This window comes from Candidatus Nanopelagicales bacterium, from assembly GCA_037045355.1.
GTDB lineage: Bacteria > Actinomycetota > Actinomycetes > S36-B12.
The window spans coordinates 131,089-143,354 of the sequence record JBAOHO010000026.1 but is presented as its reverse complement, the minus strand read 5'-3'; the positions used below and the strand labels follow the sequence as shown (position 1 = coordinate 143,354).

Here is a 12,266-nt window from a genome sequence, read left to right as displayed (position 1 = left end):
AAGTCGGGCCCGAACCCCCGAAGGTCGGGCCGGAGCACCGAAGGTGTGGTGCCCGGAGACGAGTGCGGTGGCGGACGAAGCGCGCTGGACTAGGTGCCTGCCGAAGTGGTGCGCGAGGTGCCGGACGGTGGCGCCCGAGGTGCCGGAGGAAGTGGCGCCCGAGGTGCCGGAGGAAGTGGCGCCCGAGGTGCCGGAGGAAGTGGCGCACGAAGTGCCAGATGAAAGGTGTGGAACACGTGGATGACGTGCTCATGCAGGCACCCCTGTTCGCGGCACTCGACCCGGAGGCGGCGGCTGCGCTGCGCGCGGCCACGAACGTGGTCCGGCTCGCCAAGGGCGGGATCCTGTTTCGCGAGGGCGACCCGGGCGATCGTCTCTACGTGATCGAAGAGGGCAAGATCAAACTCGGCACCGCTTCGGCGGACGGCCGCGACGCCCTCTTGGCCGTCATCGGCCCCGGCGAGATGATCGGTGAACTGTCCCTGTTCGACCCCGGTCCCCGAGCCGCGACGGCTACTGCGCTGACCGACGTGGTCGCGCGAGAAGTGGGCCATGACGCCCTTCGTCCGTGGCTTTCGGGGCGCCCCGAGGTGGCCGAGGCACTGCTGACCGCACTGGCGCGACGGTTGCGCCGCACCAACGAAGCCATGTCGGACCTCGTCTTCTCCGATGTTCCCGGTCGGGTCGCCAAGGCGCTGTTGGACCTCGGGGAACGGTTCGGAGTCCCGGTCGAGGGTGGTGTCAGCGTCACCCACGACATGACTCAGGAGGAACTCGCCCAGTTGGTGGGTGCCTCTCGTGAGACCGTCAATAAGGCCTTGGCCGACTTCGCGTCCCGCGGATGGATCCGCCTGGAGTCCCGGTCGGTGATCCTCATCGACCTGGAGCGGCTGCAGCGCCGGTCCCGCTGAGCGGTGCCCATCCCCCGCGACATCAACCCCACCAGCCGGTGGCGCGCCGACGACTACGCCAGTCACGGGCGGTTCGTCAGCGCCCACGGTGACGTGATCCTGCGCCTGCTGGATCCCCGTCCCGGCGAACGGATTCTCGACGTGGGATGTGGGGACGGGGCCCTGACCCAACGGATCGTCGCCATGGGGGCACAGGTGACGGGCATCGACTCGTCACCCGAACTCGTCGCCGTCGCTGGTGCGGCCGGGATCGACGCGCGTGTTGGTGACGCGCAGAACATGGAGTTTGCCGGCGAGTTCGACGCCGTGTTCTCCAACGCCGCGCTGCACTGGATGTTGCACCCGAACGCGGTGGCCCGGGCGATGTTCATCGCCTTGCGTCCGGGCGGTCGCCTGGCGGCCGAGTTCGGCGGGTTCGGCAACATCGCGGCCATCCGTACCGCGTTGACGGCCAGCCTGGCCGGCCACGGATTCGACGGCGCGGATCCCGGCCAGTACTACCCCACGGTCGAGCAGTACCACGGCGTCCTCGCCGGGGCCGGCTTCATCGACATCGACGCGGAACTCGTCCCGCGCCAGACGCTACTTCCGGGGGACATGGCGGACTGGCTGCGTACGTTCCGCCAAGGATTCCTGGATTCCCTCGATGTCCCTGCCGAGGTCCAGCGAACCGTCATATCCGACACTTGCGGACTGCTGGCACCAGTTCTCCACGACGCGACCACGGACCGCTGGTACGCGGACTACGTGCGGCTTCGCGTAATCGCGCGCCGCCCGGAGGATGCCTGACACTCATCGGTCGAACCGAGCGGTAACACGGTGGAGTGTCACATTGCGGGGTGTTGGGGTGAACGGTCGGTCAGGTACTCCCACTGCGCCGCCGCGCTCGCATACGCCGCCGGGTAGACGCCGGGGGGAAGAGGTTCGTACACCATGGCCACGACATCGGCGACCGACGCCGCACCGGCCTCGATGGCCGCACGCACCTGGTCGAGTCGCTCTTCTCGATGCTGCTGATAGTCACCGATCACGCGAGCGGGGTCCCGCAGTGCGGGTCCGTGTCCCGGGAGCACATGACCGAGGTCGTGGGTCTCGGTCAGCATCCGCAGTGTGGCGAGCGAAGACAGGTAGGCGGCCAGAGAGCCATCGGGCCAAGCGACCACTGTCGTGCCGCGGCCGAGCAGGGTGTCACCGGTGAGCACTGCCCGTTCGGCCACCAGGTGGAAACTCAACGAATCAGAGCTGTGCCCGGGCGTGGCCACCACGTTCAGTTCGAGGTCAGGGATCGAGATGACCTGCCCCCCACTCAAGCCCTCGGACCCCAACTGATGGTGGGGGTCCAACGCGCGCACACCGACCCGCAGTCGTTCGGCGAACATACGGGCGCCCTCGGAGTGATCGGCATGGCCATGCGTCAACAAGATGTGCGCGGGTCTCTGCTCGCGACGGTCAAGGACCCCGATGACAGCGTTCAGGTGTCGTTCGTCGGCCGGCCCAGGATCGATGATCACCGCGGGAGATCCGGAGGCCCCGAGGACCCACGTGTTGGTGCCGTCCAGAGTCATGGGCGAGGCATTGGGAGCCAGCACACACTCGGCGGTCGCAAGCACCTGCCCCGACTCCCAGGGGTCCAACGAGCCGATGACAGCCGGACCGCGAGTCATGCCGTTCCGACGGGTGCATCGGTGTACGCGTCGACGAGAACCCAGTCGATCCGATCGCGGCCCGTCAACACCGGGCGGGGCAGCCACGGACGCGGTCGGCGTTGAGCGGCTTCGGCCAGCACCGACGCCACCGTGTCGAAGTCCGCGAGCTGCGCCAACGCGTCGGACGTGGGCGGCAACATGGGCATGACGCCGGACCGCATCCGGTCCAAAGCCTCACCAGGCGTGAACCAGGATGAGTGGTCGGACTCCATGCCGCGATCCACGGCATCCTGACCGTCCGGCAACCGGGCCACCAGGAACCTCGTATCGAATCGGCGCGACTCCACCTCTGGTGTGATCCAGTGGGTCCAAGCCGGCAGAGTCTCGCCGACCACCTGGTAACCGTTCGCCAACAACCATTCCTCGAAGTCCGCGTCGGCGGAGTCGGGGCGGTCCCTGACCGGCATTTCGCGTCCAGCGTCGCCCGTGCTGGCAAGTATCGTGCCCGCCTCCTCCCAGGTCTCTCTGGCTCCGGCGGCTGTGAGCGCACGGTAGGTTGCCGTGACCCCAGCACCGTCGGCGATCGGGAACGGTTCGTCCACTGGGCCGCGCCAGGGAATCCACACGTCCGACTCCTCCACTCTCCCCCCGGGGAACACGTACATCCCCGGGGCGAATTTCATACGGCCGACGCGGCGCTGCAGGAACACCTCGAGCCGAGACCCCTGTTCGCGCAGAAGGATGACCGTGGCGGCGTCAGCCGCGGGCGGGATCCGCCACTCGTCTGCCCCAGTGGCGACAAGTCGGGCCCGACGGGTGAGTTCCTCCGGGATCGTCACACTCGGCCGCTCTACGTGCATGGTCACCCACGCAATCGTGCGATGACCTCGACCTCGACCGGTACATTCAGCGGGAGCACGGCCACTCCGACGGCCGATCGAGCGTGCACACCCCTGTCACCCATTGCGGTGGCCAGCAGTTCACTTGCTCCGTTGAGCACCAACGGCTGGCCCGAGAATCCCGGGGCGCTGGCCACGAATCCGGTGACCTTCACGATGCGTTCGACTCGATCGAGATCCTCCACAGCGCCCTTGATGGCGGCCAACGCGTTGAGCGCGCACTGGCGGGCACAGTCCGCAGCGATCTCGGCCGAGACATCCCCGCCCACCAGTCCTGTGGCGATCGGTTCACCGCCACGCAACGGGAGTTGTCCGGCGGTGTACACCCAGTCGGCGGTCACAACTGCCGGTACGTAGGCGGCGAGCGCCTTCGGCGCCGGCGGGAGTTCGATGCCGAGTTCGGCCATTCGCTCCTCGACGCGGCTCATTGGACCGGCCGCTTGAAGTAGGCCACCACGTTCTCCGGGTTGGGGCCGGGGACTATCTGAACGAGTTCCCACCCGTCCAGTCCCCAGTTGTTGAGGATCTGCTGGGTGGCATGGATCAGAACCGGTGCTGTCGCGTACTCCCACTTGGTCATGGACCGACTGTAGTGCCGATGACGCCGGGCGGCTCGTCAGTGATGTCGTGGAATGATGACGGCGTGGCCGGCCCGGAACTACTCGGTGTGGCCCTGATCTTCCTCCTCGCCACCGTCATCCAGACCGTCACCGGATTTGGATTCGCACTCGTTGCCGTGCCGCTGTTGGCGTTGGTGGTGGAGCCAGTCCCCGCCGTCGTCGCGACCACCGTGGCGAGCCTCATGATCAGCGCAGCCGTGATCCGCGACGACTGGGAGTACGTGCGATGGCGTGAAGTGGTGGTGTTCACGCTCTCCGGAATCGTCGGAATGCCACTGGGACTGTGGGTACTGACCCAAGTCCCAGCCCGGCTGCTGACAGCGGTGATCGCAGTCGTTCTGCTGATCTCCACCGCTCTGGTTGCCTCCGGGGCAACGCTGCGTACCAGCCGCGCGACCGAGGTCGGGGTGGGTGTGACGAGCGGAGCCCTGCTGACCAGCACCGGGATGAACGGACCACCGCTGGTCGTGTCGTTTCAGGCCATGGGGATGCCCCCCCGGCCCTTCCGAGGGACTTTGTCCACCGTCTTCCTGGCTCAGGGGCTGGCCGCGGTCGCCCTGCTGGTGGCCGGCGGTCAGGTCGCGGGGGAGGCGCTGATCGCCGCTGCCATCTCGGTGCCGATGCTGCTGGCCGGATGGGTGGTGGGCAATCGAGTCTTCCACCGACTCGATCCGGTCCGATTCCGCCTGATCGTGCTGGTGATGCTGGTGATCACGGCAGCCGTGGCCCTGATGCAGGCTGCATTCAACCTCTGAGGCGCCCGTCGGGCGGGGTCCGGCCGGGGGCCCGGTCGGAGGTCAGATCTGCGAAGTCAGAGGATGTTCCATGCTTCGGTGAGCACTGAGCGCAAGATCCCCTCGATCTCGTCGAACTCCTTTTGACCGATGATCAGCGGCGGGGCCAGCTGGATGACCGGGTCGCCGCGATCGTCGGCGCGGCAATACAGACCTGCATCGAACAAGGCCTTGGACAAGAAGCCGCGCAGCAGCCGTTCGGCCTCGTCCTCGTTGAAGGTCTCCTTGGTCGTCTTGTCCTTCACCAACTCGATCCCGTAGAAGTAACCCGCGCCGCGGACGTCACCGACGATGGGCAGATCGTTCAACCGATCGAGCGCGGCCTTGAAGTTCACTTCGTTCGTCTGAACGTGCTCGAAGATCCCTTCCTTCTCGAACAGGTCGAGGTTCGCCATGGCGACCGCCGCGGACACGGGGTGCCCACCGAACGTGTAGCCGTGCAGGAACGAGTTCTGGCCGTGTTTGAAGGGCTCGAACAATCGCTCGCTCGCGACCATCGCGCCCAACGGCGAGTACCCGCTGGTGAGCCCCTTGGCCGAGGTGATGATGTCCGGCACCACCCCGAATCGCTTGGTGGCGTAGATGTCACCGATGCGTCCGTACGCCGTGATGGTCTCGTCGGCCACGAACAGAACGTCGTACCGGTCGCAGATCTCGCGGACCCGCTGCAGGTATCCGGGCGGCGGTGGGAAGCAGCCTCCGGAGTTCTGGACCGGCTCGATGAAGACCGCCGCCACTGTGTCGGCCCCCTCCATCTCGATCACCTCGGCGATGCGGTCGGCCGCGTAGCGTCCGAATGCCTCGATGTCGTCGCCGTATTCGGCTGCCCGGTAGAAGTTGGTGTTGGGCACTTTGTGGGTGCCGGGCACGAGCGGCTCGAAGGCCTCCTTCGCGGCCGGGATGCCGGTGATCGACAGAGCCCCCTGGGGAGTGCCGTGATAGGCCACGTTGCGACTGATGACCTTGTACTTCTGCGGTTTGCCGGTCAGGCGGAAGTACTGCTTGGCGAGCTTCCAGGCGGTCTCGACTGCTTCGCCCCCACCCGAAGTGAAGAAGACGCGATTGAGGTCCCCGGGAGCCATGTCTGCGAGTCGCTCGGCCAGCATGATGGCCTGCGGGTGGGCGTAGGACCAGATCGGGAAGAACGCCAACTCCTTCGCCTGGGCCGCCGCTGCCTCAGCCAACTCGGTACGGCCATGCCCCATCTGCACCGTGAACAGACCCGCGAGACCGTCGAGATACCTGCGACCTTGGTCGTCCCACACGTAGGCACCGTCGCCCTTGACGATCACCGGCACATGTCCACCCTGCTCGTAGGTCGAGTGCCGGGTGAAGTGCATCCACAGGTGGTCGCGAGCGGTTTCGGCGAGCGGATCAGATCCGGATTCGGTCACATATTGCGGCGTGCTGGTCATCGCGCTCCCCATTGATAGGTCTGCTTGTGCAGTTTGAAATAGACGTAACCTTCGGCATGCCGTACCCCGGGGACTGCCCGGATGCGCGCCATGACCTCGTACAGATTCTGATCGTCGACGGCAACGACTTCCGCGAAGAGGTCCACGCCGCCGGCGGTGGCGACGAGGTAATCGACCTCGTCGATCGCGGCGATCAACTGTGCCGCCGCCTCGACGTCGCCATCCACCCGGATCGCGATCATGGCAGCTCGGGCGTAACCCATCTGCAGTTGGTCGGTCACGGCCACGATCTGGATGACTCCGGCGCGCATCAGTCGCGCGACGCGTTGCCGCACACTTGCCTCGGAACGACTGACTTGCTTGGCGATGTCGGCGTACGAACGCCGACCGTCCTCTTGCAGCAGTTTGACGATCGCCCGGTTCACGTCGTCCAACTGGACGGGCGAAGTTTGAGCCATTTGCCGAGTCTGGACTACTGAGCGGGGTCTTCGCAACGTATTCCGTAGCGGGATGGCAATCTCTTTCACTAATACCGTAGGATGCCGCTACGCACTTAGGGTGACGTGGATCACTCATCGACGTGACTCGCCTCGCGCCCTGAGACCGACCGCGAATGAAGCAGGAGAGCATCAATGCAGGTGAACAGTGTCATCAACGGCCAGGTGGCTCCCGCGAACGGCAACGACCTCGAACTCGTGGACCCGACGACCGGACAGGTATTCGCCGGTGCTCCCATCGCCACGCCTGCAGACGTGGACAAGGCGGTTGCCGGGGCTCGCGCGGCCTACCTCTCATGGCGGGACACGACGCCCGGCGAACGGCAAGCAGCCATCTTGAAGATCGCGGACCTCATCGAGAGCAACGCCGACCACCTGGTCCGGCTCGAGTCGCAGAACACCGGCAAGGCGATCCCCGTGACCATGGCCGAGGAAATCCCGCCGATGGTCGACCAAGTTCGGTTCTTCGCCGGTGCGGCGCGCGTGCTCGAGGGTCGCTCAGCCGGTGAATACATGAGCGGATTCACGTCCATGATCCGCCGCGAACCGGTCGGCGTCATCGGGCAAGTGACTCCCTGGAACTACCCCCTGATGATGGCGATCTGGAAGTTCATCCCTGCCATCGCAGCGGGCAACGCCGTGATCCTCAAGCCCTCGGACACCACCCCCGTGTCGACAGCGCGGCTGGCCGAGTTGATCACCGAGGCTGAGATTCTGCCCCCCGGCGTGTTCAACGTCATCACCGGCGACCGGGACACCGGGCGGACCTTGGTCTCCCACGCCGGCATCGACATGGTGGCCATCACCGGGTCTGTGCGAGCCGGCATGCAGGTCGCCGAAGAGGCCTCGAAGTCGGTCAAGCGGGTGCACTTGGAGTTGGGCGGAAAGGCCCCCGTGGTCGTCTTCGACGACGCCGACGCCGCCAAGGCGGCGGAGTGGCTCGCCGTCGCCGGCTACTTCAACGCCGGGCAGGACTGCACCGCTGCGACGCGGGTCCTGGCCCAAAGCGGAATTCATGACGAGTTCGTGGCCGCCCTCGCCGAACAGGCCAAGAACACCAAGACCACCTTCGAGGGTGGCCCGGAAGACGAGGACGCGCTCGTTCCCCCTCTGAACAACCAAGCCCAGATGGAGAAGGTCATGGGCTTCATCGAACGTCTCCCGGCCCACGCGACTGTCGCTGCCGGAGGCGTGCGGCCCGGCGACCGGGGTTTCTACATCGACCCGACAGTGGTCGTCGACCTGAACCAGAAGGACGAAGCCGTTCAGAACGAGATCTTCGGTCCCGTGATGACTGTGCAGCGGTTCGATGACGAGGCCGACGCGGTCGAGAAAGCCAACGGCGTCGAGTACGGACTCGCGTCGAGTGTCTGGACGGAGAACCACGGCCGGGCGCTGCGCATGGCGAAGGCCCTGGACTTCGGCACCGTGTGGATCAACACTCACATCCCCCTCGTGGCGGAGATGCCGCACGGAGGCTACAAGCACTCCGGCTACGGCAAGGACCTGTCGATGTACGGACTCGAGGACTACACCCGCATCAAGCACGTCATGTCCGCCATCGAGGAGTGACGGTGGCACACGGCCAGTGGATCGCCGGTCGCGCCGGCGAAGGTAGTTCCGGCGAGAAGCTCGACGTGACCAACCCTGCGAATGGTCGCACCGTGGCCTCCGTAACGCTGGCCGACGCATCGGATGTGGACACGGCGGTTTCAGCCGCGGCGGCAGCGTTCGCCGAATGGTCACGCGTTCCCCCGGTCGTCCGCAGCGAGGCGCTGCTGGCTCTGGCCGACCGTATGCGCGCCCGTGCCGATGAGTACGCCCAGGTCGAGTCGGAACAAGCGGGAAAACCGATCCGTCTGGCCACCGGTTTCGACGTGCCGGGATCCATCGACAATGCCCTGTTCTTCGCGGGGGCGGCTCGGCAGTTGCAGGGCAGCGCCGCCGCGGAATGGGACGGCGATCACACCTCCACCATCCGGCGCGAACCCGTCGGGGTCATCGGTTCCATCGCGCCATGGAACTACCCGCTGCAGATGGCCATGTGGAAGATGCTCCCCGCCGTCGCGGCCGGCAACACGATCGTGCTGAAACCCAGCGAACTCACGCCCCTGACCAGCCTGATGCTCGCGGAAGATGCCACGGCGGCCGGCTTGCCCGACGGCGTGTTCAACGTTCTCACTGGCACCGGCCCCGAAGTGGGCGAGGCGCTCGTCGCCCACCCGACGGTCCGAATGGTCTCGTTCACCGGGTCCACCAAGGTCGGCCACCGCGTCGCGGAGGTGGCGACGGCATCACTCAAACGGGCGCATCTGGAACTCGGCGGCAAGGCGCCGTTCCTGGTGTTCGATGACGCCGACTTGGACGCAGCGATCCAAGGAGCCGTCGCGGGAGCTCTCATCAACACGGGCCAGGACTGCACGGCAGCCACCCGCGCCTACGTACACCGTTCCCTGTTCGACGACTTTGTCGCCGGAGTCGCCACAGTGATGGACAAGGTGGTTCTCGGCGACACCTCGTCGCCCGACACCGATCTGGGTCCCTTGATCTCTGTGGCGCAACGCGACAAAGTCGCGGGCATGGTGCAGCGCGCGGTCGCGGCAGGGGCGACAGTGGCCTGCGGGGGCTCAGCTCCCGAGGACCTGCCCGAGGGGTCGTTCTACCGCCCGACCCTGATCACCGATGCCGCTCAGGACAGCGAGATCGTGCAGGAGGAGATCTTCGGACCGGTCCTCGTCGCGCTTCCCTTCGACAGCGACGACGAGGGACTTCGCCTGGCGAACGACACCCCGTATGGCCTCGCCGCGTCGGCCTGGACGATGGACGTCGTGCGCGCCCATCGCGCTTCGCGTGAGATCGAGGCCGGCTGCGTGTGGATCAACGACCACATCCCGATCGTCTCGGAGATGCCGCACGGCGGCTACAAACAATCCGGGATCGGCAAGGACATGAGCCTGTACTCCTTCGAGGAGTACACCCAGATCAAGCATGTGTCGATGGACATCACGGGGACCGCCCGCAAGGAATGGCATCGCACGATCTTCAGCAACCCGGGCTGAACCCCGGCTAAGTTGGCAACACACCCACACCCAGGGAGAGAACCGTGACCGAGAAGCATCCTGATCCGCGCATCGAAGCCCTGCGTCAGGCGATGTCCCGCCGCAACTTCCTGGCCGCTGTGGGCGCCACCGGAGCAGCCGCCGGCCTGGCCGCCTGCGGCACCGGCGGTAGTACTTCCGGATCCTCGCCCGCCGCCTCGGGCGGTGGCGACAGCAACACGATCGTCTGGGCCAACTGGACGCTGTACCTCGACTACGACGGCAAGACGAAGAGCTACCCGACGCTGGAGCGCTTTGAGAAGGAATCGGGCCAGACGGTCGAGTACCGCGAGGACATCGAGGACAACGTCTCGTTCAACGGCAAGGTCGCGCCCCAGTTGGCGAACGGCCAGAACATCGGCTACGACATCGTCACGCTGACCGACTGGCTCGCTGGTGAGTGGATCCGGAAGGGATACGTCGCCGAGATCGACGAAGCCAACGTTCCCAACAAGAAGAACATCCTGCCCGCGCTCGCGGACGTCGCCTTCGACCCGGGCCGCAAGTTCTCCCTGACCTGGCAGTCCGGGTTCGGGGGCTTGGCCTGGAACAAGGAGATGGTCCCCAACGGCCTGAGGACCGTCGAGGACCTGTGGGCGCCCGAACTTGCGGGCAAGGTCGTCGTGCTGTCCGAGATGCGCGACACCATCGGGCTGATCATGATGAGTCAGGGCGTCGCCATCGACGAGCCGTTCACCACCGAACAGTTCAATGCGGCTCTCGACGTCCTGCAGCAGCAGGTGGATTCCGGCCAGGTCAAGCAGGTCAAGGGCAACTCGTACAAAGAAGACCTCATCAACGGGCAGGCCTATGCTGCGATCGGTTGGAGCGGCGACATCTTCCAGATCAACGCCGAGAACGGGAACAAATGGGACTTCGCCCTGCCCGACACCGGCGGCACGCTGTGGTCGGACAACCTGATGATCCCGGTGACGGCGACCAACAAGACGGGCGCCGAGGAGTTGATGAACTTCTACTACGACCCCAAGAACGCTGCCGAGGTCGCCGCCTACGTCAACTACATCTGTCCGGTGAAGGGCGCCAAGGAAGAGATGATGAAGATCGATCCGGAACTCGCCAAGAGTGAATGGATCTTCCCCAGCGACGCGACCCTGAACGAGTCGCAGGTGTTCCGCCCCCTGACCCCGGAGGAACAGGCCGAGTACTCCGAATCCTTCGGCCGAGTGATCCAGGGCTGAGGCGGGAGCATGGCGAAGACCGACATCACCAAGGCCGAGGGGGACCTCTTCCTCGAGAACCTGTCCAAGGCGTTCGGCGACTTCAAGGCGGTCGACGACCTGTCTCTGCAAGTGCCGCAGGGCTCGTTCTTCGCCCTGCTCGGGCCTTCGGGCTGCGGCAAGACGACGACACTGCGCATGGTGTCCGGACTCGAGGACCCGACCGCGGGCCGAATCCGGATCGGCGATGCCGACATCACCCATCTGAAGCCGTACAAACGACCCGTCAACACGGTCTTCCAGAACTACGCCCTCTTCCCCCACATGACCATCCGCGAGAACGTCGGGTTCGGTCTGAAGCGCCGCGGAATCAAGGACGTCAAGAAGCCCGTGGACGACGCACTGGAGTTGATCCAGTTGTCGCAGGTCGCTGACCGCAAACCCACCCAGTTGTCCGGCGGCCAACAACAGCGCGTCGCCTTGGCCCGCGCCATCGTGAACCGCCCAGCAGTACTTCTGCTCGACGAGCCGCTGGGCGCGCTGGACCTCAAACTGCGCCGCCAGATGCAGTTGGAACTCAAACGCATCCAGACCGAGGTGGGACTGACCTTCATCCACGTGACGCACGACCAAGAGGAGGCCATGACCATGGCCGACACGGTCGCCGTCATGAACAACGGCATCATCGAGCAGATGGGCCCGCCCACGCAGTTGTACGAATCCCCGGACACCGCGTTCGTGGCCAACTTCCTGGGCCAGTCGAACCTCTTCCCAGCGACAGTGGTGGAGGTCGATGGCGAAGAACTGGTGCTCGAGGACCCGGACGGCCGGTTCCGCATGCCGAAGTCCCGATTGGGGCGGGACGTGTCCACCGCCACGGGCTCGAGGGTGCTTGTCGGAGTAAGACCCGAGAAGATCCACATCGCCGGTCTCGATGACGCGGCTGTCGCGCCGACCGACGGCAACTTCGTCGACGGCGTGGTCGAAGCGACCAGTTTCCTCGGTGTCTCCACCCAGTACGAGGTCCGCACACCCAGCGGCGAAGTCATCCAGGTGTTCGCCCAGAACCTCAACTCACAAGCGCTGCAACCGGTCGCGTCTCGGGTGAGGCTGACCTGGGCCGCTTCGCATGGGTTCGTGCTGAACGGCAACGACGACATCAACGCCGGCGTCGAGATCGACCCTGACGCACTCGTGGCGAGCTGAAT

13 protein-coding genes are annotated in these 12,266 nt (G+C 65.7%); 7 read left to right on the top strand and 6 right to left on the bottom strand.

Translation table 11 applies throughout. The annotated features are described in order from the left end of the window. The first annotated feature begins 236 nt into the window (after positions 1-236). Positions 237-911 (top strand): Crp/Fnr family transcriptional regulator, encoded by a 675-nt coding sequence (locus tag V9E98_13355; GenBank protein MEI2717950.1) that lies wholly within the window; start codon positions 237-239, stop codon positions 909-911. A 3-nt stretch (positions 912-914) separates the two neighbouring features. Then, entirely contained in the window at positions 915-1,700 is a 786-nt protein-coding gene (locus V9E98_13350; GenBank protein MEI2717949.1) for a class I SAM-dependent methyltransferase, read from the top strand. Positions 1,701-1,738: 38 nt separating this feature from the next. Here the strand turns inward: V9E98_13350 and V9E98_13345 are convergent, their stop codons facing one another. The 4 genes from V9E98_13345 to V9E98_13330 are packed head-to-tail and all read right to left on the bottom strand — an operon-like array spanning position 1,739 to position 4,036. Beyond that, positions 1,739-2,575, bottom strand: coding sequence for an MBL fold metallo-hydrolase (locus tag V9E98_13345; protein ID MEI2717948.1), 837 nt, complete (start codon positions 2,573-2,575; stop codon positions 1,739-1,741). Further along, positions 2,572-3,423 (bottom strand): hypothetical protein, encoded by an 852-nt coding sequence (locus tag V9E98_13340; GenBank protein ID MEI2717947.1) that lies wholly within the window; start codon positions 3,421-3,423, stop codon positions 2,572-2,574. The genes V9E98_13345 and V9E98_13340 overlap by 4 nt, the downstream gene beginning before the upstream one ends. After that, entirely contained in the window at positions 3,420-3,863 is a 444-nt protein-coding gene (locus V9E98_13335) for a RidA family protein (GenBank protein MEI2717946.1), read from the bottom strand. Before V9E98_13335 ends, V9E98_13340 begins: the two co-directional genes overlap by 4 nt. 17 nt (positions 3,864-3,880) lie before the next feature. After that, positions 3,881-4,036: a DUF4177 domain-containing protein gene (locus V9E98_13330; GenBank protein ID MEI2717945.1), complete on the bottom strand. Its 156-nt coding sequence runs from the start codon at positions 4,034-4,036 to the stop codon at positions 3,881-3,883. An 18-nt stretch (positions 4,037-4,054) separates the two neighbouring features. Between V9E98_13330 and V9E98_13325 the strand changes: the two genes are divergently transcribed. Then, the gene (locus V9E98_13325) at positions 4,055-4,831 is read left to right on the top strand and encodes a sulfite exporter TauE/SafE family protein (GenBank protein ID MEI2717944.1); all 777 of its coding nucleotides are present in this window, start codon (positions 4,055-4,057) and stop codon (positions 4,829-4,831) included. Positions 4,832-4,887: 56 nt separating this feature from the next. Here V9E98_13325 and V9E98_13320 read toward each other — a convergent pair whose 3' ends face one another. Then, the gene (locus V9E98_13320) at positions 4,888-6,285 is read right to left on the bottom strand and encodes an aspartate aminotransferase family protein (protein MEI2717943.1); all 1,398 of its coding nucleotides are present in this window, start codon (positions 6,283-6,285) and stop codon (positions 4,888-4,890) included. Further along, positions 6,282-6,743 (bottom strand): Lrp/AsnC family transcriptional regulator, encoded by a 462-nt coding sequence (locus tag V9E98_13315; protein ID MEI2717942.1) that lies wholly within the window; start codon positions 6,741-6,743, stop codon positions 6,282-6,284. Before V9E98_13315 ends, V9E98_13320 begins: the two co-directional genes overlap by 4 nt. A 174-nt stretch (positions 6,744-6,917) precedes the next feature. On the opposite strand from V9E98_13315, the gene V9E98_13310 reads away from it, so the two are divergent. Genes V9E98_13310 through V9E98_13295 form a run of 4 tightly spaced genes read left to right on the top strand, consistent with a single transcriptional unit; the run spans position 6,918 to position 12,264 of the window. Beyond that, positions 6,918-8,354: a gamma-aminobutyraldehyde dehydrogenase gene (locus V9E98_13310; GenBank protein ID MEI2717941.1), complete on the top strand. Its 1,437-nt coding sequence runs from the start codon at positions 6,918-6,920 to the stop codon at positions 8,352-8,354. 2 nt (positions 8,355-8,356) lie between these two features. Further along, entirely contained in the window at positions 8,357-9,841 is a 1,485-nt protein-coding gene (locus tag V9E98_13305) for a gamma-aminobutyraldehyde dehydrogenase (GenBank protein MEI2717940.1), read from the top strand. A 44-nt stretch (positions 9,842-9,885) separates the two neighbouring features. Continuing rightward, the gene (locus tag V9E98_13300; protein MEI2717939.1) at positions 9,886-11,079 is read left to right on the top strand and encodes a spermidine/putrescine ABC transporter substrate-binding protein; all 1,194 of its coding nucleotides are present in this window, start codon (positions 9,886-9,888) and stop codon (positions 11,077-11,079) included. Positions 11,080-11,088: 9 nt separating this feature from the next. Beyond that, positions 11,089-12,264: an ABC transporter ATP-binding protein gene (locus tag V9E98_13295; protein MEI2717938.1), complete on the top strand. Its 1,176-nt coding sequence runs from the start codon at positions 11,089-11,091 to the stop codon at positions 12,262-12,264. Positions 12,265-12,266: the final 2 nt, after the last annotated feature.

What these genes read in the sequence shown, in the direction of transcription:
- V9E98_13310 (MEI2717941.1), top strand. Translation starts at nt 6,918, where the DNA reads ATGCAGGTGAACAGTGTCATCAACGGCCAGGTGGCTCCCGCGAACGGC.
- V9E98_13320 (MEI2717943.1), bottom strand. Translation starts at nt 6,285, where the DNA reads ATGACCAGCACGCCGCAATATGTGACCGAATCCGGATCTGATCCGCTC.
- V9E98_13325 (MEI2717944.1), top strand. Translation starts at nt 4,055, where the DNA reads ATGACGCCGGGCGGCTCGTCAGTGATGTCGTGGAATGATGACGGCGTG.
- V9E98_13330 (MEI2717945.1), bottom strand. Translation starts at nt 4,036, where the DNA reads ATGACCAAGTGGGAGTACGCGACAGCACCGGTTCTGATCCATGCCACC.
- V9E98_13335 (MEI2717946.1), bottom strand. Translation starts at nt 3,863, where the DNA reads ATGGCCGAACTCGGCATCGAACTCCCGCCGGCGCCGAAGGCGCTCGCC.
- V9E98_13295 (MEI2717938.1), top strand. Translation starts at nt 11,089, where the DNA reads ATGGCGAAGACCGACATCACCAAGGCCGAGGGGGACCTCTTCCTCGAG.
- V9E98_13315 (MEI2717942.1), bottom strand. Translation starts at nt 6,743, where the DNA reads ATGGCTCAAACTTCGCCCGTCCAGTTGGACGACGTGAACCGGGCGATC.
- V9E98_13345 (MEI2717948.1), bottom strand. Translation starts at nt 2,575, where the DNA reads ATGACTCGCGGTCCGGCTGTCATCGGCTCGTTGGACCCCTGGGAGTCG.